Here is a 22,345-nt window from a genome sequence, read left to right on the forward strand (position 1 = left end):
AATGTAGGGTTAAATAAAGGGGGCGATATGCGTTTGCCAGATGCTTTACCTGATGAGTTGTTATTTAGTCGACTGATTAGATATTGCTGTTTGTTCGCTGTTCCGATACCTGAACTCTTACACAGAGTATACGGAGATCATAGAGCAAGCATTAACCCGATACTTACTGCTGGCTTAAGCTCGCTTTCAAGTCTTTTCAGAGAGAGCAAGGACGACCTGCTTAGAGATCAAACTCTTGCTCCGTTGTTTATGCACTATTATCCGCACTACAAAGCCAAATTATCAGAAGCTATATCGTCAACGGACAATTACACTGCTATTAGGTTAAGCCAGCTTTCATGCGTGAGAGAACATGCACAACTCACCCTCAAAATGTGCCCTGTGTGTGTTCAGGAAGATATCAGGCAATTTGGTGTGGCTTATTGGCACCGAGTTCATCAAATACCTGCTATCGAATCTTGTTGTGATCATCAGCAGCAACTAGTGCATGTTTGTCTTCCTAAACGATTAAAGTTAGCAGTTGGGTATCCTTCTTCTTTTGAAACCGAGTATCAAGAAAGTAGCGATGAAAGCTTTCATTTAGCGCAGTTTTCTCGGCAGGTACTTCGAGAACAATCAAACAATATTTCTACATTTAGGTCGGCTAGTTACTCAGACAAATTATCGAATCTTGGCTATGTGACCAAGAGTGGTCGCATCCGCAGGATAAAGTTACTCTCTGACTTTTATGCGTTTACAAGCCAATTGCATTATCTATCTTCAAATGTTCTACCATCATCTGAATCGGATTTTAAGTACATTACTAATTTGCTCTATAACCAGTATTCACAGCATATTTTTAAGTACTTAATTTTTGAATACTGGTTATCGAAGTGGCGAAGGACTAAGAAAACACCAGAAATAATCAGTGAGCATATTGCCGATAGTCCCCCTAATGTAGAGCAAGAATGTTTGGTACTCCTAAAGCAAGGGCTATCAATTTCATCGATAAGCAAGCAAACAGGAAAGAGTCGCACCTATGTAAAGTCCGTGGCGTATGCTTTTGGGATGGAGAGTCTGTTTGACCCCACGAAACTAAAATCATCGGTTAGAGAGCACGTTATTACACTTGCATGGAGAGGTTTCCATCGTTCTGAGATCGCCCGACGCTTATCAATATCGACAGGAAGTGTCGAAATGTTGATTTCTAGCTTAACTGGGTTGGTTGAGTGGAGAAAGCGGTGTAAGCATGAATCGAAACGGCGACGCTACAAATGCCTGATACTTCGATACCGACACAATAACCCGTTAAGGATTAGAAAAGAGATAAAGCGAGATTGTAACGCAGCGTTTTACTGGCTGTATCATCATGAACCTGAATGGCTTGAATTCGTATTACCTAAGCCTATTAAGCCTTATCTGAATCCAAGAGCGAGACTGATTTGATTACTCTCGCGCTTATTTTCTCTCTACTTAAATAATTTCATTTTAACTCTAATTTTTAGCCACTGGCTGGCGTTTCTGTTATATTTTCGCTTACGTTCAGAATGTCTGTATGGATAGGAATACATGATCAAATGCCACCTCGCCCGTTTGATGGGAGAGCGAAAATTAAGAATAGCGGATGTCATTCGTGAAACGGGTTTAAGCCGCAACACAGTGACACTTTTGTACAAAGAAACCGCACAAAAGGTGGACTTAGAAGCCATCGACAAATTGTGCGTGCTATTTAATTGTCAAGTTGGTGAGCTCTTAGAACAGTCACCAGAGAATGGTCAATAAAAACAATAACGAAGGATTGATATGAGCTTCACAGAAGATTCACGAGTAAAAATACCAACGATCCTACATCTTATGCGTTTGGGTTATGAGTACCTATCCCTGAAAGGAACACACTGGGACAAGGATACAAATATCTTCCCGGAATCATTTTCCTCAGCGGTCAGCCGTATAAATCCTGACATGACACCTGATGATGTTGCCCGTTTGCTCGAAGAAGTGAAACTCTCTCTGGATAACGAAGACTTAGGCCGAGCTTTTTTCAATAAGTTGAAGGCTCGATCTGGCACTAAGCTGATCGATTTTGAGAACTTTTCCAACAACAGCTTCCATGTCGTTACTGAGCTCACCTACAAAAACGGCGACGATGAATTTCGTCCTGACATTATCTTGTTAATCAACGGCATGCCGTTGGTGTTTATTGAGGTGAAAAAGCCTAACAACCGAGACGGTATCATCGCGGAAAGAGAACGCATCAATAAACGTTTTCAAAACCCGAAATTCAAGCGCTTTGCTAACATCACTCAGTTCATGCTTTTTTCCAATAACATGGATTATGTCGATGGCGATCCAGAGCCAGTACAAGGTGCATTTTACGCGAGCAGTTCATATGACAAGCCAGTATTTAACTACTTTCGTGAAGAAGAGGTGTTAGATCTTACTGCGCTTTTAAAACCACTGACTGATGAGCAAGAACTGGCAGTACTCAAAGACAACCACTTAGAAGTGATCCGCAGCAACCCTGAGTTTTTGAGTAACAAAGAACCTAGCCGCCCAACCAACCGAATCTGTACCTCTTTGCTCAGCAAAGAGCGTTTGTCCTTTGTTCTACGCTATGCATTGGTCTACGTATCAGAGAGTGATGGCCTGCACAAGCACATCATGCGTTACCCACAAATGTTTGCGACCAAAGCTATTGAGAGAAAGCTAAACGAAGGGGTTCGTAAAGGGATTATTTGGCATACCCAAGGAAGTGGTAAAACCGCATTAACCTATTACAACGTTGGGTTCTTAACGGATTACTTCCAAAAACGAGAAATCATTCCAAAGTTCTACTTCATCGTCGATAGACTAGACTTGCTGCAACAAGCACAGCGAGAGTTCACTGCACGCGGCTTGATTGTTCATACCATAAACTCCCGCGAAGCGTTCACGCGTGACATCAAAGCCACACAAGTGATTCACAACCACTCAGGCAAAGCCGAAATAACCGTCGTCAACATTCAGAAGTTTAAAGATGACCCCGACGTTATTTCAACGCAAGACTATAACGTCACCATACAACGTGTTTACTTCCTGGATGAGGTCCATCGCAGTTACAACCCGAAAGGTAGCTTCCTGGCCAACCTGACTCAGTCTGACACCAATGCTATCAAGATAGGTTTGACTGGTACGCCTTTACTTGGTGAAGACTATAACTCACGAGCTCTTTTTGGCGATTACATTCACAAGTATTACTACAATGCTTCAATTGCCGACGGTTATACCCTGCGCTTAATTCGTGAAGAGATCGCGACCAATTACAAAATGACGCTTCAGCAAGCGCTGGAAGAAGCTGAAGTAAAAATGGGCGATGTAGACCGCAAAGAAATATACGCCCATCAAAGTTTTGTTGAGCCAATGCTGGACTACATCATCAGCGACTTTGAAAAGAGTCGCGGCACGCTAAATGACGCAACCATAGGTGGTATGATCATTTGCGATAGCTCAGACCAAGCAAAGAAAATGTTTGAGCTGTTTAATGCTGTGTACGCCTCAAAGCCCCTATTCAGCAGTGACAGCGAAGAACTTCAGCAAGCAACATCGGTAGCAGAACCGATCCCAACTTACGTTCAAACGGCGAGCATGGAGCCAGCCAAGCAAGCCCACAAAGTGAGCAATGCTGCGCTGATTTTGCATGATGTCGGCACAAAACAAGAACGCAAAGATTGGGTTGAAGATTTCAAAGCAGGAAAAATCGACTTACTGTTTGTTTACAACATGCTACTAACAGGCTTCGATGCTAAACGATTGAAGAAACTCTACCTTGGCCGCGTGATCCGAAAACATAACTTGCTACAAGCATTAACACGCGTCAACCGCACATACAAAGATTTCCGTTATGGCTATGTGGTTGATTTTGCAGATATCCGTAAAGAATTTGACGCGACTAACAAAGCTTACTTTGACGAATTACAGTCAGAGCTGGGCGATGAAATCGAAAGCTACTCCAAGCTATTCAAATCACAGGAAGAGATCAAACAAGAGATAGAACACATTAAAGATGTTTTGTTCCGTTTTGATATCGACAACATGGAGACCTTCTGTGATCAAATCAGCCAGATACAAGACAGAGAAACTGTCTTAGCACTTAAAAATGCCCTAGCTGATGCACGAAGCCTGTATAACCTTATTCGCCTGCAAGGTGAGTACGACTTCCTTGATGAACTGGATTTTGCCAAGCTAAACGTGCTTTACCGCGAAACTAGCAATCATTTGGACTTGCTCAACCTCAAACAAGATCTTGAACAAGGCACTGACACCACACACCTGCTTCACCGAGCCTTAGAAGATGTCATCTTCAAGTTTGTTAAGATCGGTGAAGAAGAGCTGGTTTTGGCTGACCAGTTGAAGAATACACTGCGCCAAACACGGGAAGCGCTGGCAAGTAACTTTGACCAACAAGACCCGAGGTTCATCAATCTGAAAGATGAGCTAGAGCGATTGTTTAAGAAAAAGAACCTCAGTGAAGTAACACAAGATGAAATGGTCGCCAACATCGATGCACTCAATAAAATTCACCAACGAGTGAAAGAGTTGAACCGACAAAACAACCAATTGCGTCAAAAGTACCTAGGTGACTCCAAATACGCACGTTTACACAAGCGTGTATACGAGCGCCAACAAGAACAACGCGATATTACAGACTCTGAAAGAAAGATTTTTGAGGCCCTACTCGGAGTCAAAGAAGACGCCGATAGCCAGGTACTCGACAACACGTCCGTTCTTGATAACGAAAGCTATTTTGCGCGGCATCTGCTACCAAAGGTTCATAACCGCTTTATCAAACAACAGAGCATTCCCTTGAATGCGGAAGCGGTACGTTATGTAAACCACCTTGTCGTAGCAGAATATTTAAAAGAATTTAATACAGGTAGCCAATCCTGGTAAGAACACAAACTAAGGCAGTACACAAACCATGGTCGAACTCGAATTTAGAGAAAAAACAAAAGCCCTTATCGATAGTCTGAAAAGCATCTGTGCAACCAATGGGTTAGGCAACAGTACCGGGGAATTTGAGATCATCACTCAGGTTTTTTTGTACAAGTTCCTGAACGATAAGTTCGCCTATGAAGCAAAGAAAATAGATGAAAAAATCGCTAGTGCAGCAAAATGGGAAGAAGCGCTGATTGAAATGAGTGAAGAGGATCTAGAGATGCTCCAGATCCAGATGGGTGCTGACACTGCTCGTCTCAAACCACATCATTTCATCAGTCACTTGTTCAACCAGCAGGACAAGCCTGGGTTTGCTCAGCTGTTTGATGATACTTTGATGGACATTGCCATCAGCAATAACGATGTGTTTGCGGTAATGACGGACACAGGCGAGAAAGTACAACTGTTTACCCGCATCAGCGAGAACGTGACCGTTTCCAAGCGTGATGCTTTCTGCAAAGCGATCATCAACAAACTGATTGAGTTCAGTTTTGAGCGTATCTTTAACCAAAAATTTGATTTCTACGCCACCATCTTTGAATACCTGATCAAAGACTACAACAGCAACTCAGGCGGCAAATATGCCGAGTACTACACCCCTCATGCGGTAGCACGCATTATGGCCGCAATTTTGGTGCCTGAAGACCAGCAAGGCACCGTGCGCAATGTGAGCTGTTATGACCCGTCAGCGGGCTCTGGCACCCTGCTTATGAACGTCGCCCATGCTATCGGTGAAACGCGTTGTAGCATCTACACGCAGGATATTTCGAAGAAGTCATCAAACCTACTGCGTTTGAACCTGATTTTGAACAACTTGGTGCATTCAATTCCTAACGTGATTGAAGGCGACACTCTTCGTCATCCACACCACAAGGAAAATGGTGAGCTACGCAAATTTGATTACATTGTCTCTAACCCACCATTTAAGCTGGATTTCAGTGATTTTCGTGATGAGTTGGACAGCAAAGAAAACAAAGATCGCTTTTTTGCTGGTATTCCAAAAATCAAAGCCAAAGCCAAGGACAAAATGGAAATCTACCAATTGTTCTTGCAGCACATTATTTACTCATTAAAACCAGGTGGAAAAGCAGCGGTGGTATTGCCAACAGGGTTTATTACCGCTCAATCTGGCATTGATAAAAAGATCCGTCAGTACCTGGTGGATAACAAGATGCTGGTGGGTGTTGTCTCCATGCCATCCAATATCTTCGCGACTACAGGTACCAACGTCTCCATTCTGTTTATTGATGACAATAACAAAGACAAAGTAGTGCTGGTTGATGCATCAAACTTGGGCCAAAAGGTCAAAGAAGGTAAGAATCAGAAGACGGTTCTAACACCAGAAGAAGAACAGCAAATCATTGATGTATTCAACAACAAGTGGACCGAAGAAGACTTCTCTGTTGCAGTCAGCTATGACGATATCACAGAGAAGAATTACAGCCTCAGTGCCGGACAGTACTTCGAAGTTAAAATTGAATACGCAGATATTACCGCAGAGCAGTTTGCGGAAAAAGTGCAGGGCTTTAGCAGTAATTTGGACAGTTTGTTTAAACAATCACGTGAGCTAGAAGTAGAGATTAAAAAGCAGTTGACGGGCTTGAAATATGAATAACATCCTCAGTGATAATCTTGGCAATTTAGTAAAAGCTGGCGGAGGTAAGATCCACACAGGTCCTTTTGGAAGCCAACTTCATGCTGCTGACTATGTTCAGGAAGGAATTCCATGCATTATGCCTGCAAATATGAAGAGCAACAGAGTCGACCTTTCGGATATAGCTTACATAACTGAAGGTGATGCTAATCGGCTTTCGAAGTATATCGTCAAGAAAGACGATATTGTGTATAGCCGTAGAGGAGATGTAACACTCAAAGCCTTGATAAGGGAAAAAGAAGATGGGTATTTCTGTGGTACTGGCTGCCTGTTACTTCGCCCTGGTGATAAATTTGATTCTAGATTTCTAACTCATTACCTCAGCACACCAACAATTCAGAACTGGATTGTCCACCAAGCGGTCGGGGCGACAATGCCTAATTTGAACACAGGTATTCTTGCCAGCATACCGTTCAATGGTCCAAAGAAAGAAGAGCAAGAAAAGATCGCGGATGTTCTTTCTGTTATTGAGGATAAAATCGAACTCAACAACCGCATCAACTCTGAACTCGAAGCGATGGCGAAAACGCTTTATGACTACTGGTTCGTGCAGTTTGATTTCCCTGATGCGAATGGAAAACCCTATAAAGCTTCTGGCGGAAAGATGGTTTACAACGATACCTTGAAGCGCGAAATTCCTGCTGGCTGGTCTAATGGAACGTTGGATAATTTAGGTCAGATAGTTGGAGGGAGCACACCTTCAACTGCTGATAAAAGTAACTTTTCAGAACAAGGTAGTGCCTGGATTACTCCAAATGATCTTTCAGGGAACATTGGAAATAAGTTCATATCTAAAGGCGCTATGGGTGTAACAGCGGAAGGTATAAAATCGGCATCACTTAAAAAATATCCTGCTGGAACTGTGCTGTTAAGCTCAAGAGCGCCAATAGGTTATATGGCGATTGCAAGAAATACACTGACAACAAATCAGGGGTTCAAGTCTTTTGTTCCATCTAAAGGGTACCCAACAGAGTTTGTCTATTTCACGGTAAAAAATAGCCTAAAAGCAATAATTCAATACGCTTCTGGTTCAACGTTCAAAGAAGTATCTGGAACTGTTATTAAAACAGTGAAATTAGCTCTTCCACCAAATGAACTTGTTGAAGATTTTAGGGCAAAAGTAGAAGACCTTTTCAAAAGACAAGATACCCTAGAACAAGAAAACGAACAGCTAATAGCATTGCGTGATTGGCTTCTTCCTATGCTAATGAACGGCCAAGTAGCGGTAAAACCAAGCACTGAATCAAAGGAGGCTCAGCATGGCTAAAGATCTCACGGAGTCTTTGCATGATAGACAAAATATTCTAAATAATCGTTACGCCTTGCAAAAAGCTGAGCAACACCTCGCTCTAGGTGGTGTGCCGTTTGACGGTGAAACGGTATTTACCAAACAACAGGTGATAGAGCTGTTCGATATCAGCGATGCTACTGTAGAACGTTACTTGTCTTCACACGGAGATGAGCTAAAAGCAAATGGTTACACCTTACTAAGAGGTGCGAAGCTAAAGCAATTCAAAGAGATAGCTGTTGGTACCCTCATCAGTGAGGGTACCAAAACTACGGTGTTAGGGGTTTTTACTTTTCGCGCTATTTTAAATCTGGGAATGTTGCTCACTGACAGTGAACGCGCCAAAGAACTACGCTCTCGTGTACTTGATATTGTCATTGATGTACTCGCAGAACGCGCAGGGGGTCACACCAAGTTCATCAACCAGCGCGATCAAGACTACTTGATGGCCGCGTTCCAGGAGGAAAACTACCGCAAACTGTTTACCGACGCCTTAGACAAGTACGTAGACGGCAATAAGTGGAAGTATGGCCGCTTTACTAACCTGATCTACCAAAGCATTTTCCATGAGAATGCAGCGGAGTATAAGAAAATACTCAAGCTGGCCGAAAAGGATAAGATCCGTGAAACCATGTACTCCGAAGTGCTCACACTTATCGCTAGTTTTGAATCTGGTATTGCTCACGAGCTAGAGTGCCAGAGTACCAGCATGGGCCGTCCATTGACGCAGAAAGAGGCAGAGCTGTTATTCGGCAGCTTTGAGCAGCATCCACTCTTTAAACCGCTGATAACCGATGCCAGAACAAAAATGGCCAGCAGAGACTTGTGCTTTAGAGATGCTTTGCATGAAAAACTGGAAGCCTATATTAAATCGGTTCCAGAAGCTGACTTTGAGCGTTTCCTTGGTGAGAAAAGCAAGTCTCTAGAGGAGCAGCTCAGTGATCCAGATACATTAGATGTATTCAAACGGTTGAAGGATCGTTGATATGACCGGAGAGATTCAACTAAGATTTTTTTATTTTGATGTATCGTATGCTGTCAAAACACATGACTGGATAATTGATAATGCTGGAGGGAAAGCTGGTACAAAAGACATTGGTCTTTTGGAAAGTCCATTGGAGCATATTCAAAACGACATGTACTACCCAGAAATTGAAGACAAACTTACACACTTGGTATTCTCAATTAATAAAAATCACGCCTTTACTGATGGGAACAAGCGCTCTTCACTTGCACTTGGAGCCTACTTTCTAGAGCTCAACGGGTTTGACTACATGGTGCAGCATTTCGTTCGGGAAATGGAAAACATTGCAGTTTGGGTCGCCGACAATGTTATAAGCAAGGAATTATTACATAAGATTATCAGTTCTATCCTGTATGAGGATGAGTACTCTGAGGTGTTGAAGCTAGAAATGTATGAAGCGGTCCAACGAGCAGAAGAAAACAAGCAACAATAAGAAATGATTAGTTTTTCCTTTAGTTAAAAGTGAAAGCCCGCTTATATGGGATGGTAGAGTTGTACTTTAATGAGTGATACTTTTGATTTTGAATTAGCAGAAATGTTGCGTAGGCAGGTTCCTAATGATGAGTCTCTTCATAGCACGTTATTAAGAACACTGTGGGCTTACGATCCCAGTGCTAAACCCGTTGGGGTTATCGGTAATTCTGGTTGTTGGGTGAACAGACCTTTTATCCAGAAAAATTATGAGCACGCGTTCCATAAAAATCCAGATCATTTGTTATTGGAGTTTATTGACATGGAGTTATCTATAAATGGCAAAGGTAATTTGTTATTTGATAACCCGACAACCTATACCTCCCAAATAGAGCCGATTTTTTTTAGTGGCCGAAAAGCAAGAATGAGGGACCAATCTAATCTTGATATAAGGTATTGTTTGCCTTGTATTAAAGAGGCAATTGAGCAAGTAGGGTACGGGTATTTTCGTCACTTTTGGAGTGTCTCTGATAAATGCTTGATCCATGATCAGCCTTTAGAACGGCTCCCTGAAATGGGATTCAACAAATCACTCAAAGCAGTAAGAAAACTGCTTAGAGGTAAAGGGTTTAGGTATCCTTTGAAAGCTAGTGGCGCTCAACATACCTCAACAAGATCTAGGAGTCAGAGTTTTAAAATCCATGATACTTGGGATACGAAAGATAAGTATTTCTTTACTATAAAATTTGCCCCAGGTTGCCTTATGAAAAGGTTTGCCGAATGGATTTGGGAAAATTATCATACGTTTAAAGAACCTGAATTGAGAACCTTTTCTGAGAAAGTATCTGGGCAATACTTGCATAAATACCAAAAAATGTATGAGTTTGACTATCGAAGAGATTTTGCTGGGGTGTATCTGATGTGCTCCTCATTTGAAGCTGAAAAGCTAAATGAGTTCTTTGCTGAAAATGTAACCTTAGTTTGGTTAGATCTAGGACCAAGAAAGCAAGGACGATTGAAGGAAGTTTTTGCCAAAAATAAAGGAATGGACTGTGAAAGCTGTAGAAAAAGTAACTGCTTCCTCAATGGAACTAAAAAACTTCGTTTAGTTGACCCTGAAAAAATTTCACTTCGGTACCTTTGTGAGAATAGTTATACCTTATCAAGAATTGTGATGCAGGGGAGGCTGATAGCAGAGCTAGGCGACTCTGTGTGGGGAGCATTAAATGTGATGCCAGAGCTTAAAGAAAAGGACGCAATTTCGGTGTATCAAGTTATGTTGGGAGATGATAGAGAGTAAACTGATGTTGAAATCGAAATAGTGTACAAACTTTATTACTCCATCATTTAATTTAGTGTACAAACTTTATTGTTCCTAAACATTTCATCTGGTTTAACAGTGGTGGTGCACGAGACTTAATTAAGGGCAATAAGTACGTATTTGAGAGAGCACTAGACGTGATTTTAAAAGAGCGATCTGCTATCGGCGTTGGGAAATTTAAGCAGGTCCGCTTTTAATAGCGGTCTACCAGTAATAGTCGGTGCTCTATTTACGGTTGAATTCAAAGAATTCTTCAACGTACTGAATAAACTTAAATAACGAGATTAACCTTGTTATTCTTAGCGTGTTCAAGTCACGCCTTAATTGTTAATTATGTTTGGGCTGAGGCGCGGTTGTATCACCTTGACTACCTTGAGCTCAGGCTTTTCGGACGTTCTTCCACCGGATTATAAGAGTTAGCGACCATTCATGAGCCTTAACTTAAAGTACTATCAAGCAATAGACCAAACGATTTCAAACGCCTCCCCTCTCGTTATTATTCATTTGACCAAAGCCAAGCCTATTGGCCTACAAAAAAAAGAAATGAGTTTTTGGTAGAGTTCATCAAGCCAAAGATAAAACAGCCTCAATATTCTAAATGTAAGAAAGAGCTGAAGACCATGCTGAGTATAGGCAGGAATGCCAAGGGCCACCTAGAGGAAAATTTATGGCAAATGAACGAAATTAACCTCAATTATCAAGCCAAATTCACTCATTAGGATGAGCTCTACATCATGTTGACCGCTCTCTTTGAACAGCAGTGTTTTGCCTCAATGTTAGAAAATGAAACCTTTTTCTAAGAAGGTTAAAACTCATCGATTAAATACGTTGATTGATAAAGTCCAAGGTACAGGAACCTATCGAGTGGAAGTGGGTCATATTGATGATCAGGAAGTTATTCATCTGCTACTGCATAGGACTGAAAAGCAAATGCTAGTCGATCTGTTGAAAGTTCGGAAATGTCTTGCTGCTCGATTGTTGGTTTATGTCAGTTCTAATAGCGATCCTGATATGAGTGTGGTGATGAAAGCGGTGGAGGGGGGCTGTTGGATGAATGCATGATTCATTCCCTAGGAAACTATACTTATGCTGCAAAGGTATTGGGACTCGATCGTGGCACAGTAAAAAGGAGGTATGAACGCTTTCTCAAAGAGAAAGGTGAGATGAATTGTATAAGGACATAGGTCATGGTTCATTTTCTGGTCGTTATCACTTGATTTTTATCACGTGTGCTTCGTTTTATCTCTAATAGAGTGGTTCTGTTGTTGATGCTTCTTCACTGGGACGTTCTCGCTCCGCTCGGTTTATTCCTTCGTTTTGCTCCTCTGTCGACAACTTGAGTTGCTTTATCGAGCCTGCTCGATGAGCTTCTACGTTCCTGAGAACAATCACCCAAGGCACTTCTCTCTTCGTTCGAGGCACCTCGTCCTCTCTCCTCGTTGATCTCTCTGTCTTTGAATAAGTTCGAATAAGGGCTTGTTTTCTTATGCGCCGATTTCTTTCACTCGCTTCATTTTTGGGTTCGCAGGCTGTTAACCGTCTCTCCCCACAACCTGTTTTTCAAGGGAGGCTTTGCCGCTGTGCGCCCTTGCAAAGCAGAACGATGTTGAGAGAGCGGACAGCCAAGCGGCTCCGAAAAGTGATACTCAAACAGAAAGGAAATTCTCATGGCGCAACAAAACTCAATCCCAACTCTCTCTAATTCAAATTCATCGACCAGCGTTTCGCCGCTGGGGCACGAAAGCTCACCAAAAAATGATATCTCTAGTCCTTTGGCGGTATTGAAGTTGCGCTCTCAAGTCAAAAAGTGTCGTGATGAGGCGAAAAAAAAGTCTGATTGGGTTTCCAAAATCCAGCGTTTGAAAATGTTCAGTCGTCGTCAATCGCCCGAGCAGCAGGCTGATATCGCAGCGTTAAAAGACCAAGGGTTCGTTGAAGCTATCAAGCAGCAGTTTCCGCTATTGGGGTCGCGTCGTTTTGCTTTCCATGAAATCCGTGACTTTTTCATCGAATTAAATGGCGCTGGCTTTGGTGAATGGTTTCTTCACGAGCGAGCGGATCACATCATTCTGTACACCAACTACGGGTCAGTATTTCCAGCATTGCGATTTGTGACAAAGGGGGAGGGGACGTTTAAGTGCTCAGGGTTTTGTTTTGATGTGCGTTTTGGCGCTTAGGGTGTCACATTAAAATACATTATATGCTGACAGATCCAGGCCCGCGATTTGGGTTGTGTGTAGGAATGAGCCAGCGAAGAACCTGTTAGATCGAATCTGACAGAATCGAGCTAGCGCTTTTGCTAAATTAACAATTTATAAATGACCAAAAAAACCTAATGTTAGTATTGACAGGTTTCTCTTGGGATAATATTTTAAAAAAACGAACTGACAGATGAAGTTCTTAAGTTGCCCACTTCGCCTTCTTAGGGAAGCTAGGGCAATTGTAATCAAGGAACGTTGACGTTGTAGTATGCGACATTAGCGAGTTCCTTAAACCTGTTAACACCTGGAACATATGTCTTACGGCGCCTACGTGGTGCAATAGAGTCTGTCTCCGGTCTTGGTGTACTAAACACTAAGAACTATTGCTTATTTATGAGGATAGTATTATGCGTAATGTAGATTTTTCTCCGCTATACCGTCATGCCATTGGTTTTGAACGTCTATTTAACCTAGCGGAGAGTAGCACGAATAAGCCATCTTGTAATGGCTACCCTCCATACAACATCGAGCAGAAAGACGAAAACAACTATCGTATTACGATGGCTGTAGCTGGTTTTTCTGAAGATGCACTAACTCTTACCCAGAACGAAAATATGTTAATCGTTTCCGGTGAAGTTCAGCCTGTAGAAACTAAACCTAATTACCTTTATCAAGGGATCGCAGAGCGTAACTTTGAACGTAAATTCCAGATGGCTGACTACGTAACCGTTAAAGCAGCGAGTATGGGAAATGGTTTGCTGCACGTAGACCTCGTCCGTGAAGTCCCAGAAGCAATGCAACCCCGTCAGATCTCAATCCACAAATAATGACTGGGGAAACAGGATCGGATAAGGTGATTTTAGTATTCGATTTTACTAACCTTGTCTAAAAATATTGCTGTTTATCACCACTAGAGTGCAAGACTTAAACGCTTGTACTCATATAGAAGAATAGAATTACATATTTTGCATTAGAAAAAATAATTTTAATAAGAGAGGTCTTATTATGAGTAAAATTATCGGTATTGACTTAGGGACAACAAATTCATGTGTTGCCGTACTTGACGGCGACAAACCTCGCGTACTAGAAAATACTGAAGGCGAACGCACAACAGCCTCGGTAATCGCATACACTGAAGGTGAGACGCTAGTTGGTCAACCTGCGAAGCGTCAAGCGGTTACTAACCCTCAAAACACCCTATTCGCTATCAAGCGTCTAATCGGTCGTCGTTTTGAAGATGAAGAAGTTCAACGCGATATCGAAATCATGCCTTTCAACATTGTTAAGGCTGACAACGGTGATGCCTGGGTTGAAGCGCAAGGCCAAAAAATGGCTGCTCCTCAAGTATCTGCTGAAGTTCTTAAGAAAATGAAGAAAACAGCTGAAGACTTCCTAGGCGAAGAAGTAACTGGCGCAGTTGTTACTGTTCCTGCTTACTTCAACGATGCTCAGCGTCAAGCAACGAAAGATGCTGGTCGTATCGCAGGCCTAGATGTTAAACGGATCATCAACGAACCAACTGCTGCTGCTCTAGCTTACGGTCTAGACAAGCAAGGTGGTGATCGCACTATCGCTGTATACGACCTTGGTGGTGGTACATTCGATATCTCTATCATCGAAATTGATGAAGTAGAAGGTGAGAAAACTTTCGAAGTTCTTTCAACTAACGGTGATACTCACCTTGGTGGTGAAGATTTCGATAACCGCATGATTAACTACCTAGTAGATGAGTTCAAAAAAGAGCAAGGTATCGACCTTAAAACTGATCCACTAGCAATGCAGCGTGTTAAAGAAGCAGCAGAAAAGGCGAAAATCGAGCTTTCTTCTACTACTCAAACTGACGTAAACCTACCTTACGTTACGGCTGATGCGAATGGCCCTAAGCACATGAACATCAAAGTGACTCGAGCGAAGCTTGAGTCTCTAGTTGAAGACCTAGTTCAACGTTCTCTTGAGCCACTAAAAGTAGCTCTTGCAGATGCTGCCCTATCTGTAGGCGAAATCACTGACGTTATCTTAGTGGGTGGTCAAACTCGTATGCCTATGGTTCAAGCTAAAGTAACTGAATTCTTCGGTAAAGAGCCACGTAAAGATGTGAACCCTGACGAAGCTGTTGCAATGGGTGCTGCTGTTCAAGGTGCAGTGCTAGCTGGTGACGTTAAAGATGTTTTACTACTTGACGTTACTCCTCTCTCTTTCGGTATCGAAACGATGGGCGGGGTAATGGCTAAGCTTATCGAGAAAAACACAACTATCCCGACTAAAGCGGTGCAAGTGTTCTCTACAGCTGAAGACAACCAAAGCGCAGTAACTATCCACGTTCTTCAAGGTGAACGAAAGCAAGCGACTTACAACAAGTCTCTTGGTCAGTTCAACCTAGAAGGTATCCAACCAGCTCCACGTGGCATGCCACAAATCGAAGTAACATTCGACCTAGACGCGGATGGGATCCTGAACGTATCTGCTAAAGATAAAGCAACAGGTAAAGAGCAAAAGATCACGATACAAGCATCAGGTGGTTTGTCTGAGGAAGAGATCGAAGCAATGGTACAAGAGGCAGAAGCTAACAAAGAAACGGACAAGAAGTTCGAAGAGCTAGTCATTGCACGTAACCAAGCTGACCAAATGATTCACGGTACTAAGAAGCAAGTAGAAGAAGCGGGTGAAGCTCTACCTGCAGACGAGAAAGTTAAAATCGAAGCGGTTATCGAAGCTCTAGAATTAGCTAAGTCTGGTGACGAAAAAGAAGTGATCGACGCTAAAGTTCAAGAACTTATGCAAGCAGCTCAAAAGCTAATGGAAATTACTCAACAGAAAGCACAAGCACAGCAAGCTGATGAACAACCTAAGCAGGACGACGATGTTGTTGATGCTGAGTTTGAAGAAATGAAGTAACGCCACTGACGGATAATTGCTTTCGAGCTGTTAAACGTTGAGTTATGTATCATGGAGACGTGAACTTATTGGTATTCAGGGCGTAAGAGGTCACTCATACGCCCTTTTTTGTTTGAATGAGAAATTGAGTGAGTTTTTAGCATGTCAAAACGAGATTATTACAGCGTGCTAGGTGTATCTAAGGGAGCCTCGGAGAAAGAGATTAAAAAAGCCTACAAGAAGTTGGCGGTGAAGTATCACCCCGATAAAAATCCCGGAGATGCGACAGCAGAAGCGAATTTCAAAGAAGTAAAAGATGCTTATGAAATTTTAACAGACAAAGAAAAGCGCATTCAGTATGACCAATTTTGTCATACTGAATCTGAGAATCGTGGTTTTGGTGGTCACAGTGGGTTCGAAGACTTCTTTAGTGATGCCTTCCGCCAACGTGGCGGCTTTGGTGGAGGGTTTGAGGATCTCTTCTCACAAACTCGTGGTGGACACGGGCGCCCACGCGGACAAAAAGGTCAAGATCACCAATATACGCTTACTGTAGACTTTATTGATGTGGTTCAAGGGGCTGAAAAAACGGTCGAATTGCTAATCAATGGTAAACAGAAAAAAATCAAAGTTAAGATCCCTTCGGGTATTAAAGATGGTGAAAAGATACGTTACTCCGGTAAAGGTGGTTTAGGCGTTAATGGTGGTCCTTCGGGGGATTTATTATTCATTATTGAAACCAGACCACATGGGTTTCTAGACCGCGATGGTAATGACATTATTTGTCACACCAAAGTTGATATGGTTACTGCGGCTTTAGGGGGGGAAGTTACGGTGAATGTGTTAGACAGTCGCTTTAAACTCAAAATTCCAGCGGGTACTCAAACAGGGCGTAAATTCAAGATGACGGGGAAAGGCGTGACAAGTCGTAAAGGTGAAGCGGGCGATCTATTGGTGGAGGTTCAAGTTGAAATACCCAAAAATCTAACCGATGCACAACGTGAGTTGTTAGAACAATTTGGAGCAACGCTTTAGTCATTTAAAGTAAAATGAACAAAACCAGCTCTAGAGCCAAAGCCGTATAATGTGGGGTTGTATCGCAAAATTATGATGAAGTATAAGTGTACTGGTTTTTAGATGTAATTAGGCTGCTAGTGCGTAAAATTGCTCCCAAGCAGATAAGCCTTCAGGATTATCGAGCTGTCCGTTTTTAATTATCGACCACAGTTCCACGCCTGCCAGGGTGGAACTGGCTCTCTCATACAAATTCCCCCCTAAACACTGATGTATTTTACCTTTCACTTTCCGGTGACTTTGCTCAACTATATTGTTCAGATATTTAACTTGAAATACTTCAATCAAGTTGAGTCTCTTCTCCGTCAGCCAGAGTTGAAAATTGATGTTATGCAGCGCTAACGCGTTGGTACCACTCTTATCGATAACCACTTTTTCTGATAAACCATTATAGCCGATTGCCTTGGTAAAGAAGGCGCGAGCCGCTTTCTCATCATGGCGATCGCAGAGTAGAAAATCAATGACATGGCCGTTCGCTTCTCCCACGACACCAGGAAATGGACTGTTTGTTTGAGGATGTATGGCAGCCACTAGGGGGGCCAAGTTCTTCACTCTTGTCCCGCGCAAGTTTATTGCTTGGCTGTAACCTGCTTGGTAAACCATTTTGTGCAATGGCCTTATTCAGAAAGGCTTTGGCAGCTGCCTCATCACGGTTCGGGCTAAGGTAGTAATCGATCACGTTTCCAAATTTATCGACGGATCGATAGTGGCGTGATCTACAACAACTCTACGCTCAAGCTGTATCTCTTCAATTTCACGATAACTGAGTTTATAGGCGAGATAATAACGTACGGTTTCAAGAACAACTTCAGAAGGAAAGTGACAGCCTTACACATTAAGAATCAGTTTCATGAGTAGAAATCAAGCAAACCTTAACTTAAATCCTCAAAGTTTGCGACAGAACCTAAATTAGTCACCGTACGGTGCTTCTTTCTTGGATTGTATTATCGAGCATATGTTAAATTGACAAAATTAGGCTGGCTTTTGCGCGGTAGGGGACGACTCTAGCTACAACCGCTCGAAAGTCAGCCTCTTCTCTTTCCATACTCTAGATTTCCCTTCTGAAAGTTAATTACAGTTTTCTGTTAAATGTTAAACACTTGTGATGCGTTTTCATTTCGACTCGATTTCGCCCTCTAAGTCTCAAAACTAGAGCTTTTTGATTTCAATCTAGCTGACCGCTATCAGACTTTATTTAAAAATTGATCCTGATGCGGGATCTTTTGTTAGCATTAAAAAATCAAGAATAAAAATGGAGTCTTCTTTTATGGTGGAGACTTTACCACCTAATTTGGTGTCCGGGATCATTAGACCACTACAATTGGCTCCCCATCTAGAAATGACTAAGGTGGGAAAGCTGACTCTTTATCTTTCTCCTGATATCCCAGAGCGAAAGTTTTCAATTGATGAGTTACTTGCTGAGGTGAAGTTGTCTAAAAAGCAGACTAAATTATGGGCGGCTTATTTCCGAGATCTTGCTAGCGAGCTAGACGCTCTCATGACGAGAGTAATATCAAGTAAGCTGAAATCTTTTTGGTGCTCTCGATAGGGAAACCAAGGAATGATTAGATGAAAATAGTTAAACAATTAATCAGACAGTTATAGTCAGTTAAACATTAAGTTTATGGCGTGACTGGAAAAAATAATGGAGCTTAATTGGACCTATGCGTTTAAACTTTGAATTTGCCGTTGAATGTAAAAACTGACGCGCGATTGCTTGTCGGCTTTGCACTGTCTCTACATGCAAGCATATAGCAACCAGCACAAATCTATCTTATTGGATTTGAACTTGAATATAAATGAATGGGTGTGTACCGAGGACGGAGAGGGTGATCACGTGGTCGAGCGTTCTGAAGTTCGAGTGAAAGGGAGAAAGCCATTAGTGAACAATAATCCGTTTTTTTCGAAACTGATCTTTGTCACCCAACAATATCTCAATTGCTCTCTTAACATCACCAATGATCTCATTAAGCGAACCGTTTTAAATTTGTCAGAACCATTCACCATTTCAGCAGTCAGGCCATAGTTTGCTCTCTAGCCAGATTCTGTAAGGGCTAACAGGTTTCTGATAACATTACTCTATTCTCAACCTCTAAGTATAAATATGAGTCGTAAGCTGAAATATTTCCAAGCCTTCAATGAACTCGTGACCAACGCGCTTCTTGCTTTGTATTGTTCGATTAAAAACGATGGTGGGTACTGGACAGTAAAAAAAAGAAATGAATATTTGGTGAAGTTCATCAAACCTAAAGTTAAACAGACCCAATTTGCGAACTGTAGAAAAGAAATTAAAACGATGCTGAGTATTGGTCGACATGCCGGCGGCAACCTTGAACAAAGGTTGTGGGAGATGAATGACGTTAATTTGAGCTATCAAGCCCGTTTTTCGCAGGCTGATGAGCTTTACATCATGCTGACCGATATTTTTGAACAACACCAATTTCCCTCTATGCTAGAAAACACGAATGAAGCAATGGAAGTGGATACCCTATATATGACGCAGGAAGAAATCGAAAAAGGATTTGATGCTGAAAATATTCAAATCAAACCACTGGCAATGACCGTGAAAACTCACCGATTAAAAGCTTTGATTGATTCAGTACAAAGCAAAGGCACTTATCGCGTCGAAGTCGATTTTGTTGATGAGCATGAAGTGATTCATTTGTTGCTGCATAGGAAGGAATAGTCACTTGATAGATCAACCAAAAATTAGAGAGTTAATCCAAGCTCAGTTAGTAGAGGTAGGCTCTACAATGGCTACACATGACTTAAGCTACGTGATGAAAGTCGTTGAGGAGCTTCTTATTGACGAGACGGTTATACATACGAGAGGAAATATAACCAAAGCCGCAAGGTTCTTGGGAATGAACAGGGGAACATTGAGTGCTAAATATGAGCGGCTTCTGCAATCGAGAAGGGATTTACACCTCAATTCGTCCCGTAAGGAGATGTAGATATGGCTTTTTATAACGTTAAGCTTTCTATTGGTGATGTTATACTCAACGAGTACAGTGGCTATATGAAAGGAATGAAAGGTGTAAAAACGTCGGCGTCTAATGCCGCTCAAAATAATGAATCAATTCTTATTCAGGTATTTGATGTAGCGGGCATTCTTGTTGCCAAAAAAGTTAACGGGTCGTGGGTTAATATCAATACTTGAGATTGTTAGCGACAAGCTTATTGTATGGTCGAAGTTCATAAAAATAGACAGATATTTCTTGGCTACGATAACTTGTCGCCAGCACATACTGACCGTGTTTTTCAAGAGCTTGTGCTTTATCCGTTTTCCCCCAAACCTAGTAGCACCAGTATCTAGAACATTGATTTCTACGCTTTCCACCGTTAGCGTGTGTGTATCTTCGTGTAAATAGGAATTTGCACACATGCCCTGCCTATACTCATCGACAATAACGAGTGTGTTTTTGAGACCTGTTAACAGGTCTTTTTTGACTTTATAACCTTAAAGACTTATTGTTGGTATTGTTAAATGGTCATTAAGGATTAAGTTATGATAACTGTTCGTCCCATTCTCGCTGACAACTCAACTAGTATTAGCGAGCTGAAAAAAAACCCTATGGCAGTCATTGAACAAGCCGATGGGTTTCCCGTTGCAGTATTGAATCGCAATCAACCTGCATTTTACTGCGTTCCTGCTGATGCTTATGAAATGCTCATGGATAAACTGGAAGATATTGAGCTTACTCAGATAGTTAAAGAGCGTGAACATTCAGAAGAAATAGAGATCAGCATCGATGACTTATAAGTTAGTTTTCAAGGTTGAGGCTGAGAAAGAGTGGTACAAGTTGGATAGCACCATTAGATCTCAGTTTAAAAAGAAGCTGATTGAACGTCTAGAAAATCCATATGTGTCATCGGCAAAGTTAAGCAGCATGCAAGACTGTTACAAGATAAAACTGAGAAGTGCGGGATATCGACTTGTTTATCAGGTGAGAGATCAAGAAGTGATTGTTTCTGTAGTGGCAGTTGGTAAGCGTGAGCGTAATCAAGTTTATAAGATTGCAGCAAAGCGATTGTAGAGAGGGAAAATTCGTTGGTGATCAATAATCCGTCTTTTTCGAAACTGATCTTTGTCACCCAACAATATCTCAATTGCTCTCTTAACATGACCAAGGAGCTCATTAGGCGAACCGTTTTAAATTCGTCAGAACCATTCACCATAGAAGAGTACGTCAAGTTGGTTGAATATCTTGAGAGAAACTAAAGTGAGTCATTCAAAGAGTGTGTCATTTACCTGCTCTTAAGTGAAAGGAGCGTTTTTTCCTAACTTTTGCACTGTGGCCAACACAGTTAAATCTGTCTATTCTACTTCCATCATAGCGGCCAACACTGCTAGTCTTTCTTTTGGCTCTAACGCTTGGTAGTTTTTAGCCCATCGTTGGGCTTTTCGTTTAATGCGTAGTCGGTCGGTAAAGTTAACCCCTGCATAAGCTGACCAGTGCAAACTATCGGCTTCGTAATTCATCCACAATTTTTCTCGTCTCACACCACCCCGTGTCATCACGTTAAACTCATACGTCCGCCAGTCCGTTAATAGCGAGTCGTATAATTCGGCCGGATACCCTGAAAGCATGATTTTGACCCCGCGTTTAGATAGGAATTTGAATTGGGTTAGTCGTTCAATGTGTTGCTCTATCGTGAGTCCTTTTCGATAGCGTTTGTTTGAGGTTCTCATTTCATGTTAGGTAACAAGTCTCTCGAAACTACATTGAGGCTGATAGAGACGAATACAGTATGTATATTAGCCATTGCTGATGTGGCTTTTTGATATAGGTGAGCTTATCATATATGATAAGCTCACCTAACTATAATAATAAACGTAGGTACACAACGATGAGTTGGAACCTTCAACTTTATGATGGTGTCGAAGAAGCTATTTTAGATAGGCCGCCTAAGGTGCAAGCAAGAATGTTAAAGCTGCTTGAACTTATGGAGGGACATGGGGCAAACCTTGGAGAACCCCACACAAAATCAATGGGTGATGGACTGTTTGAGATTCGAGCGAAAGCTCAAGAGGGTATTGTATTGGTCGTGGCCTGTTCTGTTATTTAGAAGGTAAAAATATCAACGTGCTTCATGCTTTTGTTAAAAAGAGCCAGAAAACACCTAAGAAAGACATAACTTTAGCCAAAGTAAGAATGAAAGAGGTTAAAAAATGAGTAGCTTACAATCTCTAAAGAAAAAAGCGTTATCGAACCCCAAAGTGAAAGCAGAGTATGACGCGCTTGAGCCAGAGTTTAAGTTTATCAATACTCTCCTTTCTATGCGTGAGTCTTCGGGGCTAACCCAGCAAGAAGTAGCAGAGCGCATGGGTACTAAAGAATCTAATGTTTCTAGGCTCGAAAAGGGAACAGGAAACCCCACTATTAAAACATTAATGAAATACGCTAAGGCGTGTGGTTGCCAATTAGACTTTGGCTTCACACACGCTTAGACGTTATATCAAATCTCGGTTCTGTCGCAAACTTTGAGCCTTTAAGTTAAGATTTGCTTAATTTCTATTCATGATACTGATTCTTAATGTTTA

The 22,345-nt window shown here is 41.8% G+C and carries 21 protein-coding genes and 2 pseudogenes; 21 read left to right on the plus strand and 2 right to left on the minus strand.

The window, feature by feature from the left end; genetic code table 11:
- The first annotated feature begins 27 nt into the window (after positions 1–27).
- The 14 genes from AB6D80_RS09280 (at position 28) to AB6D80_RS09345 (ending at position 16,761) form a co-directional block, all read left to right on the plus strand.
- Positions 28–1,425: a TnsD family Tn7-like transposition protein gene (locus AB6D80_RS09280; RefSeq protein ID WP_372188373.1), complete on the plus strand. Its 1,398-nt coding sequence runs from the start codon at positions 28–30 to the stop codon at positions 1,423–1,425.
- A gap of 123 nt (positions 1,426–1,548) precedes the next feature.
- Entirely contained in the window at positions 1,549–1,761 is a 213-nt protein-coding gene (locus AB6D80_RS09285; protein ID WP_371701466.1) for a helix-turn-helix domain-containing protein, read from the plus strand.
- 21 nt (positions 1,762–1,782) lie between these two features.
- Entirely contained in the window at positions 1,783–4,908 is a 3,126-nt protein-coding gene (locus tag AB6D80_RS09290; RefSeq protein WP_371701468.1) for a type I restriction endonuclease subunit R, read from the plus strand.
- A gap of 28 nt (positions 4,909–4,936) precedes the next feature.
- The gene (locus AB6D80_RS09295; RefSeq protein WP_371701470.1) at positions 4,937–6,568 is read left to right on the plus strand and encodes a class I SAM-dependent DNA methyltransferase; all 1,632 of its coding nucleotides are present in this window, start codon (positions 4,937–4,939) and stop codon (positions 6,566–6,568) included.
- On the plus strand, positions 6,561–7,874 hold the full coding sequence (locus AB6D80_RS09300; RefSeq protein ID WP_372188375.1) for a restriction endonuclease subunit S: 1,314 nt from the start codon (positions 6,561–6,563) through the stop codon (positions 7,872–7,874). Before AB6D80_RS09295 ends, AB6D80_RS09300 begins: the two co-directional genes overlap by 8 nt.
- Positions 7,867–8,880, plus strand: coding sequence for a DNA-binding protein (locus AB6D80_RS09305; RefSeq protein ID WP_372188378.1), 1,014 nt, complete (start codon positions 7,867–7,869; stop codon positions 8,878–8,880). Before AB6D80_RS09300 ends, AB6D80_RS09305 begins: the two co-directional genes overlap by 8 nt.
- 1 nt (position 8,881) lies before the next feature.
- Positions 8,882–9,352, plus strand: a complete 471-nt coding sequence (locus AB6D80_RS09310; protein ID WP_372188381.1) for a type II toxin-antitoxin system death-on-curing family toxin — start codon at positions 8,882–8,884, stop codon at positions 9,350–9,352.
- 69 nt (positions 9,353–9,421) lie between these two features.
- Positions 9,422–10,630 (plus strand): hypothetical protein, encoded by a 1,209-nt coding sequence (locus AB6D80_RS09315; RefSeq protein ID WP_371701478.1) that lies wholly within the window; start codon positions 9,422–9,424, stop codon positions 10,628–10,630.
- Positions 10,631–11,202: 572 nt separating this feature from the next.
- Complete coding sequence (locus tag AB6D80_RS09320; protein ID WP_017098234.1) at positions 11,203–11,370, plus strand: DUF2913 family protein; 168 nt, start codon at positions 11,203–11,205, stop codon at positions 11,368–11,370.
- A gap of 64 nt (positions 11,371–11,434) precedes the next feature.
- Positions 11,435–11,713 (plus strand): hypothetical protein, encoded by a 279-nt coding sequence (locus AB6D80_RS09325; RefSeq protein WP_017098235.1) that lies wholly within the window; start codon positions 11,435–11,437, stop codon positions 11,711–11,713.
- A 605-nt stretch (positions 11,714–12,318) separates the two neighbouring features.
- Positions 12,319–12,828, plus strand: a complete 510-nt coding sequence (locus AB6D80_RS09330; protein ID WP_102421416.1) for a hypothetical protein — start codon at positions 12,319–12,321, stop codon at positions 12,826–12,828.
- Positions 12,829–13,259: 431 nt separating this feature from the next.
- Complete coding sequence (locus AB6D80_RS09335; protein WP_017091829.1) at positions 13,260–13,679, plus strand: Hsp20 family protein; 420 nt, start codon at positions 13,260–13,262, stop codon at positions 13,677–13,679.
- 178 nt (positions 13,680–13,857) lie between these two features.
- Positions 13,858–15,747 carry a molecular chaperone DnaK gene (dnaK, locus tag AB6D80_RS09340; protein WP_102258078.1) on the plus strand — a complete coding sequence of 630 codons (1,890 nt, stop codon included), beginning with the start codon at positions 13,858–13,860 and terminating at the stop codon, positions 15,745–15,747.
- A 141-nt stretch (positions 15,748–15,888) separates the two neighbouring features.
- On the plus strand, positions 15,889–16,761 hold the full coding sequence (locus AB6D80_RS09345; protein ID WP_017100395.1) for a DnaJ C-terminal domain-containing protein: 873 nt from the start codon (positions 15,889–15,891) through the stop codon (positions 16,759–16,761).
- 108 nt (positions 16,762–16,869) lie between these two features.
- Here AB6D80_RS09345 and AB6D80_RS09350 read toward each other — a convergent pair.
- Positions 16,870–17,628 (minus strand): annotated as a pseudogene (locus AB6D80_RS09350) (transposase); the annotation flags it as partial.
- Positions 17,629–18,904: 1,276 nt separating this feature from the next.
- Here AB6D80_RS09350 and AB6D80_RS09355 point away from each other — a divergent pair.
- From AB6D80_RS09355 to AB6D80_RS09375, 5 genes are all read left to right on the plus strand, one after another.
- Positions 18,905–19,486 (plus strand): DUF2913 family protein, encoded by a 582-nt coding sequence (locus AB6D80_RS09355; protein WP_017100243.1) that lies wholly within the window; start codon positions 18,905–18,907, stop codon positions 19,484–19,486.
- A 94-nt stretch (positions 19,487–19,580) separates the two neighbouring features.
- Positions 19,581–19,754, plus strand: coding sequence for a helix-turn-helix domain-containing protein (locus AB6D80_RS09360; RefSeq protein WP_249633883.1), 174 nt, complete (start codon positions 19,581–19,583; stop codon positions 19,752–19,754).
- A gap of 2 nt (positions 19,755–19,756) precedes the next feature.
- Positions 19,757–19,960 carry a hypothetical protein gene (locus AB6D80_RS09365; RefSeq protein ID WP_017100241.1) on the plus strand — a complete coding sequence of 68 codons (204 nt, stop codon included), beginning with the start codon at positions 19,757–19,759 and terminating at the stop codon, positions 19,958–19,960.
- Between the two features lie 351 nt (positions 19,961–20,311).
- Complete coding sequence (locus AB6D80_RS09370) at positions 20,312–20,563, plus strand: type II toxin-antitoxin system Phd/YefM family antitoxin (protein WP_198594980.1); 252 nt, start codon at positions 20,312–20,314, stop codon at positions 20,561–20,563.
- Positions 20,553–20,837 carry a type II toxin-antitoxin system RelE/ParE family toxin gene (locus tag AB6D80_RS09375; protein ID WP_017100239.1) on the plus strand — a complete coding sequence of 95 codons (285 nt, stop codon included), beginning with the start codon at positions 20,553–20,555 and terminating at the stop codon, positions 20,835–20,837. Before AB6D80_RS09370 ends, AB6D80_RS09375 begins: the two co-directional genes overlap by 11 nt.
- Before the next feature lie 281 nt (positions 20,838–21,118).
- Here AB6D80_RS09375 and AB6D80_RS09380 read toward each other — a convergent pair whose 3' ends face one another.
- Positions 21,119–21,322, minus strand: coding sequence for a hypothetical protein (locus tag AB6D80_RS09380; RefSeq protein ID WP_198927435.1), 204 nt, complete (start codon positions 21,320–21,322; stop codon positions 21,119–21,121).
- A gap of 329 nt (positions 21,323–21,651) precedes the next feature.
- Here AB6D80_RS09380 and AB6D80_RS09385 point away from each other — a divergent pair.
- Both AB6D80_RS09385 and AB6D80_RS09390 read left to right on the plus strand, forming a co-directional pair.
- Positions 21,652–21,977: pseudogene (locus AB6D80_RS09385) on the plus strand (type II toxin-antitoxin system RelE/ParE family toxin).
- The gene (locus AB6D80_RS09390) at positions 21,974–22,252 is read left to right on the plus strand and encodes a helix-turn-helix domain-containing protein (protein WP_017102026.1); all 279 of its coding nucleotides are present in this window, start codon (positions 21,974–21,976) and stop codon (positions 22,250–22,252) included. The pseudogene AB6D80_RS09385 and the gene AB6D80_RS09390 overlap by 4 nt, the downstream one beginning before the upstream one ends.
- Positions 22,253–22,345 lie beyond the last annotated feature (93 nt).

Source organism: Vibrio sp. 10N.247.310.17 (assembly GCF_041466605.1).
Taxonomy (GTDB): Bacteria; Pseudomonadota; Gammaproteobacteria; order Enterobacterales; family Vibrionaceae; genus Vibrio; species Vibrio tasmaniensis_A.

Excerpts from the sequence above, each read along its gene's own strand:
- AB6D80_RS09280 (WP_372188373.1), top strand. The coding sequence starts at position 28 with ATGCGTTTGCCAGATGCTTTACCTGATGAGTTGTTATTTAGTCGACTG.
- AB6D80_RS09285 (WP_371701466.1), top strand. The coding sequence starts at position 1,549 with ATGATCAAATGCCACCTCGCCCGTTTGATGGGAGAGCGAAAATTAAGA.
- AB6D80_RS09290 (WP_371701468.1), top strand. The coding sequence starts at position 1,783 with ATGAGCTTCACAGAAGATTCACGAGTAAAAATACCAACGATCCTACAT.
- AB6D80_RS09295 (WP_371701470.1), top strand. The coding sequence starts at position 4,937 with ATGGTCGAACTCGAATTTAGAGAAAAAACAAAAGCCCTTATCGATAGT.
- AB6D80_RS09300 (WP_372188375.1), top strand. The coding sequence starts at position 6,561 with ATGAATAACATCCTCAGTGATAATCTTGGCAATTTAGTAAAAGCTGGC.
- AB6D80_RS09305 (WP_372188378.1), top strand. The coding sequence starts at position 7,867 with ATGGCTAAAGATCTCACGGAGTCTTTGCATGATAGACAAAATATTCTA.
- AB6D80_RS09310 (WP_372188381.1), top strand. The coding sequence starts at position 8,882 with ATGACCGGAGAGATTCAACTAAGATTTTTTTATTTTGATGTATCGTAT.
- AB6D80_RS09315 (WP_371701478.1), top strand. The coding sequence starts at position 9,422 with ATGAGTGATACTTTTGATTTTGAATTAGCAGAAATGTTGCGTAGGCAG.
- AB6D80_RS09325 (WP_017098235.1), top strand. The coding sequence starts at position 11,435 with ATGAAACCTTTTTCTAAGAAGGTTAAAACTCATCGATTAAATACGTTG.
- AB6D80_RS09330 (WP_102421416.1), top strand. The coding sequence starts at position 12,319 with ATGGCGCAACAAAACTCAATCCCAACTCTCTCTAATTCAAATTCATCG.
- AB6D80_RS09335 (WP_017091829.1), top strand. The coding sequence starts at position 13,260 with ATGCGTAATGTAGATTTTTCTCCGCTATACCGTCATGCCATTGGTTTT.
- dnaK (WP_102258078.1), top strand. The coding sequence starts at position 13,858 with ATGAGTAAAATTATCGGTATTGACTTAGGGACAACAAATTCATGTGTT.
- AB6D80_RS09345 (WP_017100395.1), top strand. The coding sequence starts at position 15,889 with ATGTCAAAACGAGATTATTACAGCGTGCTAGGTGTATCTAAGGGAGCC.
- AB6D80_RS09355 (WP_017100243.1), top strand. The coding sequence starts at position 18,905 with ATGAGTCGTAAGCTGAAATATTTCCAAGCCTTCAATGAACTCGTGACC.
- AB6D80_RS09360 (WP_249633883.1), top strand. The coding sequence starts at position 19,581 with ATGAAAGTCGTTGAGGAGCTTCTTATTGACGAGACGGTTATACATACG.
- AB6D80_RS09365 (WP_017100241.1), top strand. The coding sequence starts at position 19,757 with ATGGCTTTTTATAACGTTAAGCTTTCTATTGGTGATGTTATACTCAAC.
- AB6D80_RS09375 (WP_017100239.1), top strand. The coding sequence starts at position 20,553 with ATGACTTATAAGTTAGTTTTCAAGGTTGAGGCTGAGAAAGAGTGGTAC.
- AB6D80_RS09390 (WP_017102026.1), top strand. The coding sequence starts at position 21,974 with ATGAGTAGCTTACAATCTCTAAAGAAAAAAGCGTTATCGAACCCCAAA.